Origin of the sequence: Cupriavidus basilensis (assembly GCF_029335485.1) — a bacterium.
Lineage (GTDB): Bacteria > Pseudomonadota > Gammaproteobacteria > Burkholderiales > Burkholderiaceae > Cupriavidus > Cupriavidus basilensis_E.
Genome location: NZ_JARJLM010000559.1, coordinates 1 through 19,051, shown reverse-complemented (window position 1 = coordinate 19,051; position 19,051 = coordinate 1). Strand labels below are relative to the sequence as shown.

Here is a 19,051-nt window from a genome sequence, read left to right as displayed (position 1 = left end):
TTGGTACAGCATCGTTCTAGCCACGTATCACCACCGGCTCTGGCCGGCTCTCAGATCGTGGGAAAGCGATAATCAGCACCACAAAGCCAAGAAAGAAAGATATCGACTCGTGGGCGCTAGTTGCCAGCGATGTCAGAAGCAAATAAATGACGGCGGCCCTGGCGCGAGGGTCGCCCAGATTGATGCGGCGGCATAGCGCATACATCATCCACAGGAAGAATACGCCATACACAAGAAGGAAATCGAGCAGGGTCGATTTTGTCGAGACGTTGTTCAGCCCTTCAACAATATCAACCACCTCTGAAAAATTGAGCGGGAATTGCGCGCCAAGCCAGTTCATCGCCTCCCCCCCGAAGTGCTGCACAGCCCAATAGAAGCCATAGTAGCCGTAGCCTATCGGATCTGACAGCTGGCCGGCCAGGCCGGCAAGCCATAGCGTGAGACGTGTCGACCCTGAAGTGAAATTGCTAAGGTCATATGCAACGGCTTGCGCTTGCTGGAGACCAACCCAAACCACAACCGGCGCAAAGAGGAGGAGATAGGGGATTTGACGCCGGGTCAGGCTGATGCATAAGAACGCCACCAGGATGCTGATTGCAGCCCCCTTTGAACCGACTACCGCCAACAAGACAACCAGGAAGAGCATGAACACCGCCTGCCGCTTCGCCGAATAGCGGCGTGGCATCTCGGCCAGGAGATAGAGCATCATCGCATACCGCCCGACGAGCGTCGCAAAATGGGAGGTCTCCTGCATGAATCCACGCGCACGTGAATCCAGCGTTTCCTGGTATCCAGCGCCGAATATAATCTCCCTGACAGCCGGTGGCAAACTCCCTGAAAAGAAATCACCAAAGATGTAGCCAACTGCACAAATGACGAGCGCAACGATAAGTGCTGCACGCAGGTGCTGAATGCGCACATGATCAAAGAACAGCAAGGGCGCCAACCAGACGGCCGACAGCACGAGCAGCGTAGCCGACTTCGTTACATATAGCGGTGTGAATCCGAAAAAAAGCGCGGACAGGAATGAGGCTACGAGACCATAACCAATCAGCCACCAGGCATTAATGCTGATAGCCGAATGAGCACGTCCCTCCACCAGACGAACCAGGAGCACCAACGGCAGGCAACAAGCGATCAGCAAGGTGCCCGGCGAGGCCGCCAGATAACCGAGCATTTCAGGTCGATAAACCGCACCAAATGCCATCAATGAAATTGACGCCGAAAATGCGATTGACAGCAACCAGGAAATGATCATATTAATTCCGGACCGCGTGCTCTACACCACCCATGAGTCGAGTGATGTGCGCACGAATCTCGTCTGCAAAAAGCGTCCAGCTAGCATTGACTTCAACCGCATTGCGCCCGGCCTCGGCGATTCTCGCCCAATATACTTCGTCCCCAATTAGAGGCTCGACACCACGAATGAAGTCGGCCGGCGAATCGAAGGAGATCAGGTTCTCACCGGCCTGAAAGTAGCCGCAGCTCTCGACATCGAGCCTGGTTGCCATCACAGGCAATTGATTGGCCATCGCTTCGAGTATCTTTTTCCGGATCCCGCCGCCGACATATGTCGGAGAAACCAGCGCAAGCGAGCTTTCGAAAACGGATTTCAGCGACGGCACGAAGCCCAGGGGTTTTACGCGCAGCTCCGCAAGCCTGTCCGGCGTCATGTCGACCAGTTCGGCAAGTCGCCCCATCTCCACCCCGGTGATAACCAGTGATAGCGGTTGCAGCTTTGGTTCGCGCGATGCCGGTACCCATACGGTATGGAGGAAGCGCTTCAAGCTGGCAACACTCTGGGTAGCGCGAGGATTCAGCAGAACCAGCAGGGGGGCCGCAGCAGGTCTCCTTGCCTCACGCCTCGGCGGAATGGGGATCCCTTCGGGAGCAAGGAAAAAATTGCTGCGGGTATCCTGCTCACGCGCGATCGCAAGGTCGTGGTCGGTCAGAAAGGCCACCGCATCGACACGGCGCCAGATGTGCATCTCCTCCATGCGCGTGAGCATGGCAAACAGGCCGGCCGCCAGCCTTCGCGGACCGTTCAGCGAGTCGCGATAGCTACGTACCAGTTCGTATTCAATATTGTGTTCCCGCAGGATGATCGGCACCTGCCAGCCCGTGGAACGCTTGATCTTCTCCGCCAATGCGACGGTGTGCGGGTGGAAACAAAGGATGGCGTCAAACTGGGCCGGGCCGATGGCTTCGATATAGGCTCGCGCGGCCGTCCCGGCCGAGTATTTTTCGAATTTATATGGCTTCGCCTTGATCGTGGAGGCCAGGATGACGCCGATCGATTCCAGCGGCTTGAATGGCACGGCAATCTGGCGAACGCCGATCTGCTTATAACCCGCAGCCGCATCCTCGCTGTTCTCCGCACGCGGATAGGCATAGGTAACTTCGAGCTGCTCGGCAAGCGAGGCAAGGGCACCGTGAATGCCCTCCTTCCCTCCGTCCACCGGAGGAATCACCTCCTGCGGCCCCAATGCGAGTATCTTTATTCTCTTCATTTACGTCCGACTCGTGAATACAATGCAGCCGCCTTCGCGCACACGCGATAGTTCAGCCCGATATTTATTGGCATGACCAGGCCGCCATGGCGCAATAGCTGCTCGCTGAGCAGGTATTCGAACGCCACCGTGACAGCCTTGCTGAGCAGCAGGTCCTCTGAAACGCCGTCATTCAACCTGCCTTTCCAGGACCACGGGCTCGCCGGGCCAGTCAGGTGCACATGCAGGAGATGCTTCAATGGCGCATGCTTTCCAGCATGATCACTCAACCAGTTGCGAACGTCATCGTTCGATTCGCTCCCGGGTAGCGTATCGACAAGCTGCTTGAATACTGCGAATCCCGCCTGGTTGAGCAAGAAACAGAATGTCGATAAGTGGCGTCGCGTGGGATTCCGCGAATCCAGCAGCAGTAAATCGGTGGAGGGATGGATTTCGCCGGCAGCGGCGGGCTCGCCGATGGCTGCCAAACTGGGAATCATTGCCCGAAGGCGCTTGGCGATCAAGCGCCACGGATGTTTGGTGAACAGGGTGTCGTTCAGGATGAGATATAAGTCATGGCCATCAATGACTGACGCTGCCGAGGCATATGCGGAGATATCGAGATAGCGCCCGGTGCTCGTTATCCAGGACGCCCCTCCTTCTTGCTCTGCCGCGGTTGGCACCGGTGAACGCATGCTGACAAGGTATTCTTCCGCAGCACAGTTATCCGGCAACAAGCCACGCAGGAACGATCCCGTTACCTTCGAGAAGCGCGAAGCGGACGTATAATAACATGCTCCAATAACTGCAACTCGCATGCATTTTTTCTCACGAGTCGCTGGTAGCGGGTTGGTTGTCATTGCAGCTGAATCCAGGGTATTAATTTCGATGCACCGGGATGAAATAACGGGCACCTGATTCATGACGCGGCTTATAGGTCACTGCCTTATATCTCAATAGACCCTATTTCTCGCCATCGGCAGCCCGGCGATAGGCCATGCATGACGAATGAACAGCGTGCGGGAATGGCTCCGGCAGTACAGCACCTGATGCTCTCCTTGTACACGCCATTGATATCCTGCCCGCCACGTACATTCGCCATATAAAGACTCAATGACGCCCGTAGCTGTCCTTGATCCGCACAATGTCGTCCTCATCGAGATAACTGCCTGATTGGACCTCGATGATCTCCAATGGAATGCTTCCCGGATTGGCCAGCCGATGGATTTCGCCAAGCGGGATGTAGGTCGACTGGTTTTCGGTGAGCAGGATGGTCTTATCTCCGCAGGTGATTTCAGCGGTTCCCTTGACCACAATCCAATGCTCGGCCCGGTGATAGTGCTTCTGCAGGCTCAAGCTGGCCTTTGGCTTCACCTGGATGCGTTTGACCTTGAAGCGATCGCTTTCATCGACACTGTCATACCAGCCCCAGGGGCGATGCACCTTCCGATGCAAGGTGTGCTCTTTGCGTTGCTGCTGATCGAGGGTGCTGACGATGTGTTTCACTTCCTGACTGCGAGACTTGTCCGCCACCAGCACTGCATCCGGGGTCTCGACGACAACGAGGTCTTCTACACCAACGAGGGCAACCAATCGACTGGTAGCATGCACCAGAGTATTCCGACTGTCGGAGGTGATCACATCTCCCATATGGGCATTGCCAGCGCCGTCTTTCGGCAGCACATTCCAGATCGCATCCCAGGCGCCCAGGTCACTCCAGCCAGCATTGAGCGGCACCATCCTGATGGGAAACTCACTTCCAGGGCAACGCTCCACCACCGCGCAATCGACAGAGTCAGCCGGTATATCGGCAAACTCGAGATTGCCCGGCCGTATGAAGTTCTCATCCTTGCTCCGCTTTTCCCAGGACCGCCGCGTGGCTAGCAGGACATCGGGGCGGAAGTACTCGAGCGCGGCCAGCCAGAGTGAGGCGCGAAGCACAAACATCCCGCTGTTCCAATAGTAGCCACCCTCGTCCAGGTAGCGCTGAGCGGTGGGTGTGTCAGGCTTCTCGACGAAGGCCTCGACATCGAAGACCGCCGCTGACACATCAGCCCCGGCTTTTGTCTTGATGTAGCCATACCCCGTCTCGGGGCGCTCTGCCGGGATCCCGAGAATCACGATGGCGCCACCGGCAGCTTCGCGGACAGCGACCTGAAGGGCAGCCGTGTAGGCTGACTGCTCCGAAATGGCCTGGTCCGCAGGCGTTACGACAAGAATAGGATCATTCCCCGCCTCCAGTGCAGCAAGCGCCGCAACGGTCAATGCAGGCGCGGTACCGCGCCCGACTGGCTCCAGCAAGGCTGCGCCAAGGGCGGCGCCGATCTCCCGCATTTGCTCCAGGGCCAGGAAGCGGTGCCCCTCATTGCTTACGATAAACGGAGGGGCAACATGGATATCGTCAGAGCCCACCGCGGTGCTCCTTTCGACGGCCTGTTGGAAAAGACTCTCCTTGCCCGTCAAACACAGGAACTGCTTTGGGAACCCCGCCCGTGACAAGGGCCAGAGCCTGGTACCAGAGCCACCGCAAAGAATAACTGGAGTAACCGAGATCATTGGTTTTTCCCTTGCCACACCGACACTGACTGCATCATCAAATTACCCACCCGACACATGGATCCGGAGCCTCAATTTCACACGATCGCACAATCTGCCGGCTACGCTACCAGGCGAACGTACGTCGCCATCATCCGCTGCACTGAGACGTCCTCAGTGAACTCGGTCATGAACCTGAGGCGGGCCCCCTCTGAAAGACGGGCGCGCTCCCGATCCGAAGCCAGGATCTGATTGCACGCCTTGGCCAGCGCCACGGGATCGTTCACGGGAACGTTGATCCCGCTGACGCCATGCTGATTCACCCAAGGAACGCCGGAGCCTGGAATATCCGTAGCCACGATTGGCAGCCCGTATGCCATCGCCTCCAGCAACACCACGCCGAACGCTTCGGCCCTGGTTACCGAAGGCAGGCAGTAAAGGGCAGCGTGGGCGAAAAGCGCGTGCAAGGCGTCGTCGCTTAGTCTTCCAGCCAGATGGACACGGCTATCCATGCCTGCACTGCGGATTGAGGCCTGGAGCGATTCCTGCAATGGGCCACCGCCGACAATCACGACTACCGTATCGTCTCGAAGATGCTTGGCAGCTTCGATCAGCACGTTGAAGCCCTTGTACGAAACGAGTCGTCCGACGGCAAGGACCAGTTTCTTGCCGGATAGCTTGTTTGCCAGCGCTGGAGGGAGGTGCGACGAATCCTGTGTTGACGTGGTCCGCTCTCGGATATCCGTCACACCGATCGGGACGACAGACACCTTCTTTGCGAAACGGCTGAGCAGGGGGGAAGCCTCGGCGTAGACCTGCGATGTAGCGACAATGCAGTCCGCCCGCTTCAGCAGGGCGACCTCAAGTGGCTTCATCAGTCTCCCCAGCACCCCCTTGTTAATCACGTCACTATGCCAATGCACCAAGAGGCGTGGCTTTTTGCCAATCAATAGACAGCACAGGGCGCCGAGCATGTTTGGCACATGCAAGTGAATCACGTCAGCCTTGCGCGCCTCTCTCAGGCACACCTTCAGATATTTCAGGCCTAGTGGCTGCGATGCAACCATCTTGCCTATCGGCGAGCGGACTACCCGGACACCATTGACAACACTGTTATCGTCGGCAGGCGCTTTCTTAAAGCAGACCACGGTTACGTTGTAACCCGAATTTGCTGCACCCTGCGCGAGACTGGACGTAACGCTTTCAATGCCGCCGGCGTCTGGGGGATAATATTTCCCGAAATGAACGATCCTTGACATCACCCTCAACACTCCAGCAATTCCCAACCCCAGCATCCCGACGCTTTTGCGAATCCCACAAGGCAAAGGACAGCAACGGGCCCAAAAGCAAAGCACCTCAGCCAGAATGGAATGAATTTCTTCAGCACTGGGATGCTCGTATACTCACAGATGGATGGCGCCAGTTATTCACGATGACGGCGCGACCACTGGATCAGGAGCAGCATCACGGTCAGCGCCAGTCCCGCCAGAATGCCTGCCCCGACAAACGGAGATTTCCGAGGGAAAACCGCACGCGGGCTGACATCGGCTGGTCCTAGCGCATGCGTACCAAATGTGCGGGCCGGGTCCAACTGCTCTTTCAGCGCACGTTGCCTGCGCTGAAGTTGCCGCACAGCCGCATCGTTCTCGGTAAGCAAATGCGTCAGTAGAACCCCTTCGGAGAATTTCCGCGCCACGTCTCCGCCAAACTCTTTCTGCGCAAGCTTCTGCAATTCGGATTTACGTCCTTCCTCCGCAGACAATGACTGCTCGACTGCAGCCTGCTCGTCCTTCAGCCTGTCGATCGTCGGTTTGGCGACTGTGGCATGGACACTGGCTATCTCACTCGCGATCCCGTTGATCGCTGTCCTGGCCTGCTCTCCACTATATCCGTGCACGGATACCTGAAGGAGATCCGAATTCCGCATCTGTGCTACGTTGGTGGATTTCAGAATCAGCTCGGCTTCCGGATTCACTTCATTTTCCGACCGCCGGATGGCAAGCCCGGAAATAACTGCCTCAAGAAACTGCGTGGATTTCATCCGGTCGACCGCTCTCGCCGGAGGTTCCAAAAGGGAGGCGGCCCCCTCATCCCCCGCGATCTGCCCGACCTGCAGCAAGGTACTGGCCTCCCACTGCGGGCGGATGAGAAAAGACGCGCCAAACCCAACGCTTCCGCCGAGAATCGCACCAGCAAGCAGCCAATACTTGGACTTCTTTAGGAAATCCAGTGTCATCCGACCAAGAGCAGCGTCCTGATCATCACGGGATACCGTAGACCTGGTAAATGGCATCGTCATCCTTACTTTCGAAAAATCATCCATCGCGGAACTTGAAAGCGCACAATGCGCCAATATAGCCATACATAAAAAATCATGAATACGGCCGAGAATATCGCAAGGACGATTCCATTATTCCAAAACAGTGTTGCGGGAACGACGGCAAACAAGCTGAGCAACCAGAGGTAAGGGGATGTCATCGAATTGCGCCGAAGCTTATGACGATGATCGGCGCTACCCACAGCCCAACGCATCAGTCGCTTATAGACCAGGGTGTGCAGATGCACGCCATCAGGATGCCCGGCCGGCACGCCCCTGACCACTTTCCGGCGATAGATGCTAAAGAGCGTCTCGAAAATCGGATAAATCACCATCAGGAATGGGTACCAGGCAGATATCTGCGGATGCCTTGCAATGAGCAGGATAGCCAGCTCCGCCAGGACAAATCCAATCAGATAAGCACCACCATCCCCGAGAAAAATTGTACCCGCGGGAAAATTCCAGATAAAGAAACCGAATATCGCCCCAATCATCGCAAAGGCCACGGTCAGCACGAACGCATCGCCAACCTGGAAGGCGACATAGGCCAATGACAAAAACATGATCATCGAGACCATGGATGCAAGGCCATTAAATCCGTCGATAATATTGATCGCATTCGCAAGCCCAGAAACCGCGAGCGCGGTAATAGCAATCGATACGACGGTAATGGAAAGAATCTGATCCACCAGTGCCACATCTACCCGGGCAAGCCTGGCATCGAGAATCCAACTGGCAGCCAAAGCCGAAACCATGGTGGCAATCAATCTCTCGCGCGGCGCCACGGATTTTGTCAAATCCTCCCAGAAACCGGCGCCAAATGCGAACACAGCGCAGGCCACGAGTTTCAGCATCGCGGCGCCAGTCACTACATCCGGCCGGTACCAGGTAATAATCGACACCACCACCAGGCTCGCCGCGATTCCGAGCCCTCCAATTCGAGGAACGGGCTTGGCATGATGTTTCTGTACACCTTGAAGATCCCAGTCGGCAGTGAAATGCTCATGAAGACGCGAGTACCGCACCACAAGGAAAGTGAGCAGCGATGACACGAGAAATGCTAAAGTAATAGTAATCATAGACACCCGTAACTACTGCGCCACATCAACAAGATTAATCATATGCGCAACCCGCGGCCGGATTAATTCCGGGAATCGCAGGAATATCCGACGCGGCAGCGGCTGATTTGCGCTGCCCTCTGAACGCCACAGCACTATCGGCAGATTCAACGCCATCAGATGCACAGAATTTGGTCGAGCAGGTAATGAACGCCCTGCCGCCAGTCTGGCAAGTGGATACCGAAAGTCCCGCGCAGCTTGCCAGTGTCCAGGCGCGAGTTGGCTGGGCGCGGCGCCGGCAGCGGGTAAGCGGTGGCCGGGATCGCTTCAATACGCGCCGGATCCACCTTCAACTCGACGCCGCGTGCCGCTGCATGGCGCAGGACTTCGGTGGCATAGCCGTGCCACGTGGTTTCGCCGGCGGCGGCCAGATGGTACACGCCGCTCGGGAACGCCTCGCGCTGGCCGTGCAGCCAGTGGCGCGCCACAATCTGCGCCGTCACGTCGGCAATCAGCGCTGCGGTCGTCGGCGCACCGAACTGGTCAGCGATCACGCGCAGGCTGTCGCGCTCCCGGCCCAGCTTGAGCATGGTCTTGGCGAAGTTGCCGCCATGGGCGCCAGCCACCCAGCAGGTGCGCAGCACCAGCGCCTGCGCGCCGGACGCCGCGATGGCCTGCTCGCCGGCCAGCTTGCTCTTGCCGTAGACCGACTGCGGGTTGACCGCATCCGTCTCCACGTAGGCGCCGTCCTTGCTGCCGTCGAATACGTAGTCGGTCGAATAGTGCACCAGCAGGCTGCCCAGCGCCTTGGCCTCCTCGGCCAGTACGCCGGCGGCGGCGCCATTGACCGCGAACGCGGTCTGCGCGTCGGTCTCGGCCTTGTCCACTGCCGTGTAGGCGGCAGGGTTGACGATCACGTCGGGCCGGTGCTGGCGGACCACCCGCCGCAACTCATCCGTGCGCGACAGGTCGCATGCGGCTCGGTCGAGTGCGATCACATTGCCGAGCGGGGCCAGGCTGCGGCGTAGTTCGAACCCGACCTGGCCGTTGCCTCCTGTTACAAGAAAGGTTGGGATACTCAGCGCCTTATGCTGCATATTGCTTCTCAACCCAGTTCCGGTATTCCCCGGACATCACATCCTGCACCCACGCCTGATTGTCCAGATACCAGCGGACGGTCTTGCGCATGCCGCTCTCGAACGTCTCGGCCGGCTTCCAGCCGAGTTCGCGTTCCAGCTTGCGGGCATCGATGGCATAGCGCCGGTCGTGGCCGGGACGGTCCTTGACGAAGGTGATCTGGTCCCGGTACGAGCCGGCCGCCTTGGGGCGCAGCTCGTCGAGCAGGTCGCACAGCGTGTGCACCACGTCGAGATTGGTCTTCTCGTTCCAGCCGCCGACGTTATACGTCTCGCCCAGACGGCCGCGCGCCAGCACTTCGCGAATGGCAGCGCAGTGATCGCCAACATACAGCCAGTCCCGCACGTTCAGGCCATCACCATACACCGGCAGCGGCTTGCCGCCCAGCGCGTTGGCGATGATCAGCGGGATCAGCTTCTCGGGAAAGTGATACGGACCGTAGTTGTTGGAGCAGTTCGTGGTCAGCACCGGCAGCCCGTAGGTGTGGTGGTAGGCGCGCACCAGGTGGTCGGACGCCGCCTTCGATGCCGAATACGGGCTGTTGGGCGCGTAGGCCGTGGTCTCGGAGAACTGCGGATCGCCGGCCTCGAGCGAGCCGAAGACTTCGTCGGTGGAGACGTGCAGGAAGCGGAAGGCCGCCTTGGCTTCATCATCCAGCCCGCCCCAGTAGGCCCGCACCGCTTCGAGCAGCGTGAAGGTGCCAACGATATTGGTCTGGATGAACTCGCCCGGGCCGTGGATGGAGCGGTCGACATGGCTCTCCGCGGCAAAGTGCACCACGGCGCGCGGCCGGTAGGTCGCCAGCAGCTGGTCCAGCGCGGCGCGGTCGCAGATGTCCGTCTGCGAGAAGACATGACGGCTGTCGCCGTCCAGCGAGGCGAGCGTCTTGCGGTTGCCGGCATAGGTCAGCTTGTCGACATTGACAATGCTGTCGGCGCCGTCGGCGCCCAGCCAGTTCAGAACGAAGTTGGCGCCGATGAAGCCTGCACCGCCAGTAACCAGAATATGAGACAAAAGCTGCGCTCCCTGCCCTTCGATGTATTTCGAGAGCCCGGCCAATGCCGAGCGCCCGCCTTGATCCATTGTGGGGACGGCGGGATCTTAAGTACCTGCAGAAGTGGCGGTATTCTATCCGACCGGGGACGGGGCCTTGCCCGGAACTGACATCTTTTTGTAGCCTGTTGTAACGTCTTCCCCGAATTGTCCGCACAATATTGGAAATAAAAAACCAATTTATTGTGCAATTATTCAGGCAAATCAAATTTGTGACTAATACTCAACATTTAGCCATCGGCGACCTGCAAGGCTGCGCGGCCTCTCTGGACGAACTCATCACCCAGCGGCTGCCCGCGGATAGCCGGCTGCGCTTCGTCGGCGATCTGGTCAACCGCGGCCCGGCTTCGGCACGCACACTGCGGACCGTACGCCAGCTTGGCGAGCGCGCCGAATCCGTGCTCGGCAATCACGATATCCACCTGCTGGCCGTTGCCGCCGGCGTGCGCAAAACCGGTCGCGGGGACACCCTGGGGGATATTCTCGAAAGCCCCGATTGTAACGAATTGATCACCTGGCTCAGGCATCGGCCTCTGGCGATCCATGAAAACGGCTTCCTGCTCGTGCACGCCGGCGTGCTGCCGCAATGGACGGCCGCGCAGGTCATGGAACTGGCCGGAGAAGTGGAGCGCGAGTTGCGCGGCCCCGGCTGGAAGGCTTTCCTGGGCGGCATCTTCGGCAATGCGGCGAACCGATGGGACGCAGGGCTGCGCGGCATCGAGCGTCAGCGGGTGGTGGTCAACGCCCTCACCCGCCTGCGGTTCTGCAACGAGGAAGGCGTGATGGATCTCAAGACCAAGGACGGACCCGGCAGCATGCCGGCCGGCTATATGCCCTGGTTCGACGTGCCCGGCCGGCGCACCGAGGACACCACGGTCGTATGCGGACACTGGTCGACGCTGGGGCTGGTGATGCGACCCAATCTCATGGCGCTGGATACCGGATGTGTCTGGGGGGGCAAGCTGACGGCGGCACGGCTGGCGCGGGATCCGGCGCAGCGCTCGTTGATCCAGGTGGCGTGTCCGCAATATTGCGACCCGCTCGCCTGAAGCCGAAGCCCGTGGCCCGGGGGCAAACCGCCCTACGGCGTGGCCGCCGGCACGTGCGAAGCGGCGCTTTCGCCGCTCTCACCCTCCCGGACTGTTGCCGTCCCGGCTTCGCCGTTGACCCGCACCGCCAGTTCAGCAGCGTGCGCCTGCGCACCCTGGCTCAGATGGCTCACCACTTCCCGCGCGGCCTCGGCCAGCTCGCGCCGGCTGGCGCTGGAAGCGCTCAGGGTTGGCGCGAAACACAGCCGCGCGATGATCGGCGGCGACCGTAGGATGGCATCCAGCGTCTGCAGCAGGGTCAGATCCCCGATATACGCCGGTGCCACGGTTGACTGGCCGGTGGCGGCATCCAGGTAGGCCAGCCCGACCGGCTGCACCGGCAGCCCGCCCGAGATCGGCGCCTGCATCAGGTTGGCATGAAACGGCAGCACGCTGGTGCCGTCCGTGGTGGTGCCCTCCGGGAACACGCAGACCAGGTCACCCTGCAGCATCACGTCGGTGATGGCGTGCAGCACGCGGTGCGCATCGCGCTTGCGCGCGCGTTCGATAAAGATGGTGCCGGTCTGCCCGCACAGCCAGCCGATCACGGGCCAGTCGCGGATCTCGGACTTGGCCACGAAGCGCACGGGTTGCCAGCAATTGATGACGTAGATGTCCAGCCAGGAGATATGGTTGGACACGACCATGGCGCCGCGTGGCGCCGCCTGTCCGGGCTGCAGCCCCTGCACCTCGACCGTGACCCCGCAGATCCGCAGCAGCCGCCGCGACCAGCGGCGGATATGCCATTGCCGCGATGCCACGCCCAGCCATGGGAACAGCACCGCGCAGGTCAGCAGGCCGCGCAGCAGGTGCAGGACCAGCGCGATCTTGCGCAGCCGGATCATGCAAGCCTCGCCGGCAAACCTGCCCGAATCGTCTTGCCCTTGCCCATTTGGCCCGGCATGGCGCTCAGTGCAGTTCGTAGACGACGTGGCCGCCGACCAGCGTGGTGCGCACGCGGCCACGCATGTCGTAGCCCAGCCAGGGCGAGTTCTTGCCCTGGCTCTTGAGCGCGCGCCGCTCCACCTTCCACTCCTGCTCGGGATGGAAGATGCAGATGTCGGCCGCGCTGCCCGCAGCCAGCGTACCGGCTGCCAGGCCCAGCACGCGGGCCGGCTCGGCGGTGATGCGGGCCAGCGCGCGGGACAGCGGCACCTTGTGCTCTTCGGCCCAGCGCAGCGTCAGCGGCAGCAGCAACTCCAGGCCCGTGGCGCCGGGCGATGCCTCGGCGAAGGGCAGCAGCTTTTCATCGTCGTCCACCGGCGTGTGGTCCGAGCACAGCGCATCGATGGTGCCATCCGACAGGCCCGCCACGATGGCGTCGCGATCGCGCGCGCTGCGCAGCGGCGGCGAGAAACGCATCTGCGAGTTGAAATAGCCGATATCCATGTCGGTCAGCGACACATGGTGGATATTGACGTCGCAGGTCACCTCGAGGCCTTCGCGCTTGGCCTGGCGCACCAGCTCGATGCCGGCGGCCGAGGACAGCCGGCACAGGTGCACGCGCGCGCCGGTGCTGCGCATCAGCTCGAAAATCGTATGCAGCCGCACCGTCTCGGCGATCACCGACATGCCGGACAGGCCCAGGCGCGACGCCACCGCGCCGCTGGCGGCCACGCCGCCGCCAAGGTAGGGATCTTCCGGGCGCAGCCAGACGGTGAATCCGAAGGTCTGCGCGTATTGCAGCGCGCGCAGCAGCACCTGGGTATTGCGGATCGGCGCCTCGGCCTGCGAGAAGCCGATGCAGCCGGCCTCGGTCAGCTGCGACATCTCGGTCAGCGTCTCGCCCTTGAGGCCAAGCGTCAGCGCACCCAGCGGATAGACGTGGGTCTGGTTGAGCGTGCGGGCGCGGTACTTGAGCATTTCCACCAGGCCGGGCTCGTCGAGCACGGGGTCGGTGTCGGGCGGGCAGACCAGGCTGGTCACGCCGCCGGCGGTAGCCGCCGCCACCTCGGACTCGAGCGTGGCCTTGTATTCATAGCCGGGCTCGCGCAGCCGCGCGGACAGGTCGACCAGGCCGGGGCAGACAATCAGCCCGGTCGCGTCGATGGTCTTGTTGGCATGGAAATCCGCCGGCGCGCTGCCCACGCCGACGACCTTGCCGGCGGCGATGTAAAGGTCTTGCTGCGCATCGACGTTCGCGGCCGGGTCGATCAGGCGGCCGCCCTTGATGTGGATCTTCATATCGTGTCGCTTGGCTTGTATTCGGTTGTTCTGGCTTGCCTGGGCCGGGTCGGCCGGGCGCTGTCAGTCATTGTTTCCGGCCACGATGCCCATCACGGCCATGCGTACCGCAATGCCGAAGGTCACCTGGTTGAGGATGACGGATTGGGATCCGTCGGCCACGGCGGAGTCGATCTCCACGCCGCGGTTCATCGGTCCCGGGTGCATCACGATGGCATCGGGCCTGGCCAGCGCCAGGCGCTCCGGCGTCAGGCCGTAGGCCTTGAAGTATTCCTGCGCCGACGGCAGCAGTGCGCCGCTCATGCGCTCGTTCTGCAGGCGCAGCATGATCACCACGTCCACGCCCTTGAGCCCCTCCTCCATATTGTGGAAGACGCGCACGCCCATCTGCTCCAGTCCCGAAGGCAGCAGCGTGCGCGGGCCGATGGCGCGCACTTCGGGCACGCCCAGCGTGGTCAGCGCGTGGATGTCGGAGCGCGCCACGCGCGAGTGCAGGATATCGCCCACGATGGCCACCGTGAGCTTGGTGAAATCCTGCTTGTAATGGCGGATGGTGTACATGTCGAGCAGCCCCTGCGTGGGGTGCGCGTGGCGGCCGTCGCCGGCGTTGATGACGTGCACATGGGGCGCGACATGCTCGGCGATCAGGTAGGGCGCGCCGGAACTGGCGTGGCGCACCACGAACATGTCGGCCGACATCGCCGACAGGTTGTTGATGGTGTCGAGCAGCGACTCGCCCTTGCTGGTGGACGAAGCGTTGATGTTCAGGTTGAGCACGTCCGCCGACAGCCGCTTGGCGGCGATCTCGAAGGTGGTGCGGGTGCGTGTGGAGTTCTCGAAGAACAGGTTGAACACACTCTTGCCGCGCAGCAGCGGTACCTTCTTCACATCGCGGTCGGAGTCGGACAGCGAGACAAACTGGCTGGCGGTATCGAGGATGTGCGCGATCATCTCGCGCGACAGGCCTTCGATCGACAGCAGGTGCTTGAGCTCGCCGTTCTTGGTCAGTTGCGGGTTGCGGAACGTCTTGATCATGGCAGGTAGAAAGGGCCGGGCGGTGGCGAATGACAGGTACAGGTCCGAAGCCTGCCGGCCGGCGCGCGCAGGCCGGCCGGGCTGGCAGGCAGGTTTAGTTGCCGGTGGCCTCGTTGGCGAAGGCGAAGCGCATGTCCGCGCCGGCGCCCTCGTGCGACAGCACCAGCGTGGTCTTGGGCGGCAGGTCGACATGCGCGGCGACGAAATCGGCTGCCGTCGGGAGTTCGCGGCCACCGCGGTCCACCAGCACCGCCAGCGCCACGCGGGCCGGGCGGCCGTAGTCGAACAGCTCGTTGACGGCGGCGCGGATGGTGCGGCCGGTGGCCAGCACGTCGTCGATCAGCAGGATCTTGCGGTCCTGCACGTCGAAAGGCAGCGTGGTGGGCTGGGCCTGGCTGTGCAGGCCCTTCTTGGCATAGTCGTCGCGATGGAAGGCGACGTTGACGACCCCGTGGCCATCGAGCTTCAGGTCGGCGGCCAGCCGCTCGGCAATCCAGGCGCCACCGGAGTAGATACCGGCCACCGACCATTGCGCGCGTTCGGCTTCGGGCAACGCGGCCTGCACCTGGTCGCGCAGCGTGCGGTAGAGCGCCTCGGCGTCGGGAGAGGAAGTCTGGGTCATAGCGGATGCTGGTCGAAGTACTGTTGCAGGATGATGCTGGCGGCTTCGGCGTCGAGCGCGCCGGGCCGGGCTCCGGCCATCTGGGCCAGGCGGGACGTATAGCGCTCGTCGACCCACTCCACCGGCAAGCCGAAGCGGCCATGGATCTGGTTGCCGAAGCGGCGCGCGAGCCGCATGGACGGCTGCTCCCCGCCCTCCGGGTTGACCGGCATGCCGACCACCAGGAGCACCGGCGACCACTCCCGGATCAGGGCAGCCACCGCCTCGAAGCGGCCTTCCACGGTGATATTGGGGAGGATGGTGAGCGGGCGCGCCTCGCGCGTGATGAAATTGCCGAGCGCTACGCCGATCTTCTTCTCGCCGTAGTCGAACGCCAGGGCGGTGCCGTCGGTGGGCAGCGGGCGTGGCGCTGGCGTCGCGCCTGCCTCAGGCATGCCCTGCCTCACCCGAGAGCATGGTGAAATCGATGCCCAACAGGCGTATGGCGGCGGCAAAGCGTTCCTCGGGAGGCACGCTGAAAATGATTTCGGGATCGGCCTGGACGGTCAGCCAGCCGTTGCGGCTGAGCTCTTCCTCGAGTTGCCCTGCGCCCCAGCCGGCATAGCCCAGCGTGAGCAGGAAGCGGTGCGGGCCGCTGCCGTTGGCGACAGCCTCCAGCACGTCCTTGGAGGTGGTCATCTCCAGGCCGCCGGGCACCGCCAGCGACGACACATAGATGCCAACCGGATCGTGCAGCACGAAACCGCGCTCGGTCTGCACCGGGCCGCCGAAATACACCGGCTGCTGCGCCACCGGCAGGATCTCCAGCTTGAGGTCGATCTTGTCGAACAAGGTGGCCATGTCGATGTCGATAGGCCGATTGATCACCAGGCCCAGCGCGCCGCGTTCGTTGTGCTCGCACAAGTAGACGACGGAACCCGAAAAAGTCGGGTCTGCCATGCCGGGCATGGCAATCAGGAACTGATTGGTGAGATTGATTGGGGCTTCCAGCGTCGCCATCCCTGCATTTTATCAAATCGTTGCCATCCGTCCGGAAAAGATTCGCGGATGCCGCACTGCAGCATCCCGGATCCGCTCCGGTGCGCTTCCCTGCCGGCCCTTCTTACTCCTTGCGCGTCAGCGCGGCAAGCTCGTCCGCCGTGAGCCAGCGCCATTCGCCCGGCGCCAGCGTCGGCTCGAGCACCAGCGCGCCGATGGCGCTGCGGTGCAGCGCCGCCACATGGTTGCCGGCCGCCGCCACCATCCGCTTGACCTGGTGGTACTTGCCCTCGGTCAGGCTGAGGCGCAGGCTGTGCTCGCCAGTGGCCTCGCAGCCGGCGGCGGCGATCGGGGCCGGCTCGTCGTCCAGCTTCACGCCGGCCAGCAGGGCCTCGACCTGTGCCTGGGTGACCGGCTCGGCGGTCGTCACCTCGTAGATCTTGGGCACCTTCTTCTTGGGCGAGGTCTGGGCATGGATGAACTGGCCATCGTCCGACAGCAGCAGCAGCCCGGTGGTGTCCTGGTCCAGCCGGCCGACCGCCTGCACGTCACGCTGGCGCAGCGGCACCGGCAGCAGGTTGTACACGCTGGGATGATGACGCGGCCGTTGCGAGCATTCATAGCCAACCGGCTTGTTCAGCACGAGGTAGGCCTTGCTGTGGCCGATCCACTCTTCGCCGTCCACGGTCAGGCGCAAGCCGTCGACCTCGAACTGCTCGCGCGGGTCCTCGCACAGGGCGCCGTTGACCTCCACCAGTCCGGCGCCGATCAGGTCGCCGCAATACCGGCGGGTGCCGAAGCCTTGGGATTGGAGGATGCGGTCGAGTGTCATGGCCATGGCTTGCTTCTTGATATCTGAATGCTGGGTTACTGGATTGCTGCGCCGGCGCGACAGGATCGGCACCGCGCTCATCCGCCGGTATGTTAGGGTAACAGGCTTCTTCCGCCCATTTCCCGGAGCCCCCGATCTTGCCCCCGCAACCCGCCGAAGCACGCCAGCCGTACCGGATCGACCGGCGGTTCGGGCGCGGCCTGGTCTGGTTCCGGCGCGATCTGCGCGCCGACGATCATGCGGCGCTGCATTATGCCCTCAAGCACTGCCGCCGGGTATGGTGCGTCTTCGTATTCGACCGCGAGATCCTGGATCCCCTGCTGGCACGGGGCCTGTCCGCGGACCGCCGGGTGGAGTTCATCCTCGCCTCGCTGGCGCCGCTGGACACCGCGCTGCGCGCCGCCGGCGGCGGCCTGATCGTATTGCACGGGCACGCGCGCCAGTCAGTGCCCGCACTGGCCGCCGGGCTTGGCGCCGAAGCCGTGTTTGTCAACCACGACTACGAGCCCGCCGCCCAGGCCCGCGATGCCGAGGTCGGACAGGCGCTGGCGGACCGCTCCTGCGCCTTCTTCAGCTTCAAGGACCAGGTCATCTTCGAGCGCGACGAGATCCTGACCGGCCAGGGCAAGCCGTTCTCGGTGTTCACGCCCTACAAGAACGCCTGGCTCAAGGCCCTGCTCCCGTTCGACCTCAGGCCCTACCCGGTCGAGCCCTATTTCTCGTCCCTGTCGCCCCTCCCCCCGGCTTACGAGCGGCCACTGCCAACGCTGGAGGCGCTGGGCTTCGCGCCCGCCAACCTTGCCGGGATCGCCATGCCCACCGGCAGCGCCGGCGCCCACGCGCTATTTGACGAATTCTGCGAACGCATGGGCGACTACGCGCGTCGGCGCGACTACCCCGCGCTGCGCGGCCCGAGCTACCTGTCGGTGCACCTGCGTTTCGGCACCCTGTCGATCCGCACGCTGGTGCGCGCCGCCCACGCTGCCACGCTGCGCGGCGGCGCGGACAGCGCAGGCGCCGCCACCTGGCTGTCAGAGCTGATCTGGCGCGATTTCTATTTCATGATCCTGCACCACCATCCACGGGTCGCCGCAGGTCGCGCCTTCCACGCCGCCTACGACGCCATCCGCTGGGTCGGGGGCGCCACCGGCGAGCGCTGCTTCCAGGCCTGGCGCGACGCCCGGACCGGTTATCCGCTGGTGGATGCGGCCATGCTGCAGATCCGGCAGAGCGGCTACATGCACAACCGCCTGCGGATGGTGGTGGCAAGCTTCCTGGTCAAGGACCTGGGCGTGGACTGGCGGCGTGGCGAGCAGTACTTTGCCGAGCAGCTCAACGACTTCGACTTCTCCGCCAACAATGGAGGCTGGCAATGGGCCGCATCCACCGGGTGCGATGCGCAGCCGTACTTCCGCATCTTCAACCCGATCACGCAATCGGAAAAATTCGACCCGCAGGGAAGGTTCATCCGCAAATACCTGCCGCAGCTGGCGCGGCTGCCGGACAAGTACATCCATGCGCCGTGGACAGCGTCGGAGAATGTGCTGGCCGCAGCCGGAGTCAGGCTTGGCGAGGACTATCCACGCCCGATCGTGCAGCACGACGTAGCGCGCAGGGAAACGCTGGCGAGGTATGCCGTGGTGAAGGAAAGAAGTGAAGCGGGATCAGCCCCGAGCGCAGAGGCCTTCAATGCGAAGGCACCAGCAAACGATCCGGCGTAGCC

The 19,051-nt window shown here is 62.2% G+C and carries 18 protein-coding genes; 2 read left to right on the top strand and 16 right to left on the bottom strand.

Features of this window, described 5'->3' with window-relative positions; genetic code table 11:
• Positions 1 to 16: 16 nt before the first annotated feature.
• The 9 genes from P3W85_RS34715 to rfbB form a co-directional block, all read right to left on the bottom strand.
• The gene (locus P3W85_RS34715) at positions 17 to 1,258 is read right to left on the bottom strand and encodes a hypothetical protein (protein WP_017230037.1); all 1,242 of its coding nucleotides are present in this window, start codon (positions 1,256 to 1,258) and stop codon (positions 17 to 19) included.
• Position 1,259: 1 nt separating this feature from the next.
• Entirely contained in the window at positions 1,260 to 2,510 is a 1,251-nt protein-coding gene (locus tag P3W85_RS34710; RefSeq protein ID WP_276268089.1) for a glycosyltransferase, read from the bottom strand.
• Entirely contained in the window at positions 2,507 to 3,412 is a 906-nt protein-coding gene (locus tag P3W85_RS34705; protein ID WP_276268088.1) for a hypothetical protein, read from the bottom strand. Before P3W85_RS34705 ends, P3W85_RS34710 begins: the two co-directional genes overlap by 4 nt.
• Before the next feature lie 187 nt (positions 3,413 to 3,599).
• Entirely contained in the window at positions 3,600 to 5,045 is a 1,446-nt protein-coding gene (locus P3W85_RS34700; RefSeq protein WP_276268087.1) for a mannose-1-phosphate guanylyltransferase/mannose-6-phosphate isomerase, read from the bottom strand.
• Positions 5,046 to 5,146: 101 nt separating this feature from the next.
• The gene (locus P3W85_RS34695) at positions 5,147 to 6,283 is read right to left on the bottom strand and encodes a glycosyltransferase (RefSeq protein ID WP_276268086.1); all 1,137 of its coding nucleotides are present in this window, start codon (positions 6,281 to 6,283) and stop codon (positions 5,147 to 5,149) included.
• Positions 6,284 to 6,447: 164 nt separating this feature from the next.
• The gene (locus P3W85_RS34690) at positions 6,448 to 7,347 is read right to left on the bottom strand and encodes a Wzz/FepE/Etk N-terminal domain-containing protein (protein ID WP_276268085.1); all 900 of its coding nucleotides are present in this window, start codon (positions 7,345 to 7,347) and stop codon (positions 6,448 to 6,450) included.
• The gene (locus P3W85_RS34685; protein ID WP_276268084.1) at positions 7,326 to 8,420 is read right to left on the bottom strand and encodes an MraY family glycosyltransferase; all 1,095 of its coding nucleotides are present in this window, start codon (positions 8,418 to 8,420) and stop codon (positions 7,326 to 7,328) included. The genes P3W85_RS34690 and P3W85_RS34685 overlap by 22 nt, the downstream gene beginning before the upstream one ends.
• A gap of 155 nt (positions 8,421 to 8,575) precedes the next feature.
• Positions 8,576 to 9,496, bottom strand: a complete 921-nt coding sequence (rfbD, locus tag P3W85_RS34680; RefSeq protein WP_276268083.1) for a dTDP-4-dehydrorhamnose reductase — start codon at positions 9,494 to 9,496, stop codon at positions 8,576 to 8,578.
• Positions 9,486 to 10,550, bottom strand: coding sequence for a dTDP-glucose 4,6-dehydratase (gene rfbB / locus P3W85_RS34675; protein ID WP_276268082.1), 1,065 nt, complete (start codon positions 10,548 to 10,550; stop codon positions 9,486 to 9,488). Before rfbB ends, rfbD begins: the two co-directional genes overlap by 11 nt.
• 242 nt (positions 10,551 to 10,792) lie before the next feature.
• Between rfbB and P3W85_RS34670 the strand changes: the two genes are divergently transcribed.
• Positions 10,793 to 11,638, top strand: coding sequence for a symmetrical bis(5'-nucleosyl)-tetraphosphatase (locus P3W85_RS34670; RefSeq protein WP_276268139.1), 846 nt, complete (start codon positions 10,793 to 10,795; stop codon positions 11,636 to 11,638).
• Positions 11,639 to 11,670: 32 nt separating this feature from the next.
• On the opposite strand, the gene P3W85_RS34665 is transcribed toward P3W85_RS34670, so the two are convergent.
• From P3W85_RS34665 to P3W85_RS34635, 7 genes are all read right to left on the bottom strand, one after another.
• Positions 11,671 to 12,522, bottom strand: a complete 852-nt coding sequence (locus P3W85_RS34665) for a lysophospholipid acyltransferase family protein (RefSeq protein WP_276268081.1) — start codon at positions 12,520 to 12,522, stop codon at positions 11,671 to 11,673.
• 64 nt (positions 12,523 to 12,586) lie between these two features.
• Positions 12,587 to 13,861, bottom strand: coding sequence for a dihydroorotase (locus P3W85_RS34660; RefSeq protein WP_276268080.1), 1,275 nt, complete (start codon positions 13,859 to 13,861; stop codon positions 12,587 to 12,589).
• Between the two features lie 63 nt (positions 13,862 to 13,924).
• Positions 13,925 to 14,896: an aspartate carbamoyltransferase catalytic subunit gene (locus P3W85_RS34655; RefSeq protein WP_017226470.1), complete on the bottom strand. Its 972-nt coding sequence runs from the start codon at positions 14,894 to 14,896 to the stop codon at positions 13,925 to 13,927.
• A 94-nt stretch (positions 14,897 to 14,990) separates the two neighbouring features.
• On the bottom strand, positions 14,991 to 15,518 hold the full coding sequence (gene pyrR, locus P3W85_RS34650; RefSeq protein WP_017226469.1) for a bifunctional pyr operon transcriptional regulator/uracil phosphoribosyltransferase PyrR: 528 nt from the start codon (positions 15,516 to 15,518) through the stop codon (positions 14,991 to 14,993).
• Positions 15,515 to 15,952 carry a Holliday junction resolvase RuvX gene (gene ruvX, locus P3W85_RS34645; RefSeq protein WP_017226468.1) on the bottom strand — a complete coding sequence of 146 codons (438 nt, stop codon included), beginning with the start codon at positions 15,950 to 15,952 and terminating at the stop codon, positions 15,515 to 15,517. Before ruvX ends, pyrR begins: the two co-directional genes overlap by 4 nt.
• Positions 15,945 to 16,517, bottom strand: a complete 573-nt coding sequence (locus tag P3W85_RS34640; protein WP_017226467.1) for a YqgE/AlgH family protein — start codon at positions 16,515 to 16,517, stop codon at positions 15,945 to 15,947. The genes ruvX and P3W85_RS34640 overlap by 8 nt, the downstream gene beginning before the upstream one ends.
• Positions 16,518 to 16,620: 103 nt before the next feature.
• Positions 16,621 to 17,328: a 16S rRNA pseudouridine(516) synthase gene (locus tag P3W85_RS34635; protein ID WP_276268138.1), complete on the bottom strand. Its 708-nt coding sequence runs from the start codon at positions 17,326 to 17,328 to the stop codon at positions 16,621 to 16,623.
• Positions 17,329 to 17,465: 137 nt separating this feature from the next.
• On the opposite strand from P3W85_RS34635, the gene P3W85_RS34630 reads away from it, so the two are divergent.
• Complete coding sequence (locus tag P3W85_RS34630; RefSeq protein ID WP_276268079.1) at positions 17,466 to 19,049, top strand: cryptochrome/photolyase family protein; 1,584 nt, start codon at positions 17,466 to 17,468, stop codon at positions 19,047 to 19,049.
• Positions 19,050 to 19,051: the final 2 nt, after the last annotated feature.

What these genes read in the sequence shown, in the direction of transcription:
- P3W85_RS34640 (WP_017226467.1), bottom strand. Translation starts at nt 16,517, where the DNA reads ATGGCGACGCTGGAAGCCCCAATCAATCTCACCAATCAGTTCCTGATT.
- P3W85_RS34685 (WP_276268084.1), bottom strand. Translation starts at nt 8,420, where the DNA reads ATGATTACTATTACTTTAGCATTTCTCGTGTCATCGCTGCTCACTTTC.
- P3W85_RS34710 (WP_276268089.1), bottom strand. Translation starts at nt 2,510, where the DNA reads ATGAAGAGAATAAAGATACTCGCATTGGGGCCGCAGGAGGTGATTCCT.
- P3W85_RS34705 (WP_276268088.1), bottom strand. Translation starts at nt 3,412, where the DNA reads ATGAATCAGGTGCCCGTTATTTCATCCCGGTGCATCGAAATTAATACC.
- P3W85_RS34695 (WP_276268086.1), bottom strand. Translation starts at nt 6,283, where the DNA reads ATGTCAAGGATCGTTCATTTCGGGAAATATTATCCCCCAGACGCCGGC.
- pyrR (WP_017226469.1), bottom strand. Translation starts at nt 15,518, where the DNA reads ATGACCCAGACTTCCTCTCCCGACGCCGAGGCGCTCTACCGCACGCTG.
- P3W85_RS34700 (WP_276268087.1), bottom strand. Translation starts at nt 5,045, where the DNA reads ATGATCTCGGTTACTCCAGTTATTCTTTGCGGTGGCTCTGGTACCAGG.
- P3W85_RS34655 (WP_017226470.1), bottom strand. Translation starts at nt 14,896, where the DNA reads ATGATCAAGACGTTCCGCAACCCGCAACTGACCAAGAACGGCGAGCTC.
- P3W85_RS34690 (WP_276268085.1), bottom strand. Translation starts at nt 7,347, where the DNA reads ATGGATGATTTTTCGAAAGTAAGGATGACGATGCCATTTACCAGGTCT.
- rfbD (WP_276268083.1), bottom strand. Translation starts at nt 9,496, where the DNA reads ATGCAGCATAAGGCGCTGAGTATCCCAACCTTTCTTGTAACAGGAGGC.
- P3W85_RS34660 (WP_276268080.1), bottom strand. Translation starts at nt 13,861, where the DNA reads ATGAAGATCCACATCAAGGGCGGCCGCCTGATCGACCCGGCCGCGAAC.
- P3W85_RS34665 (WP_276268081.1), bottom strand. Translation starts at nt 12,522, where the DNA reads ATGATCCGGCTGCGCAAGATCGCGCTGGTCCTGCACCTGCTGCGCGGC.
- P3W85_RS34715 (WP_017230037.1), bottom strand. Translation starts at nt 1,258, where the DNA reads ATGATCATTTCCTGGTTGCTGTCAATCGCATTTTCGGCGTCAATTTCA.
- ruvX (WP_017226468.1), bottom strand. Translation starts at nt 15,952, where the DNA reads ATGCCTGAGGCAGGCGCGACGCCAGCGCCACGCCCGCTGCCCACCGAC.
- P3W85_RS34635 (WP_276268138.1), bottom strand. Translation starts at nt 17,328, where the DNA reads ATGACACTCGACCGCATCCTCCAATCCCAAGGCTTCGGCACCCGCCGG.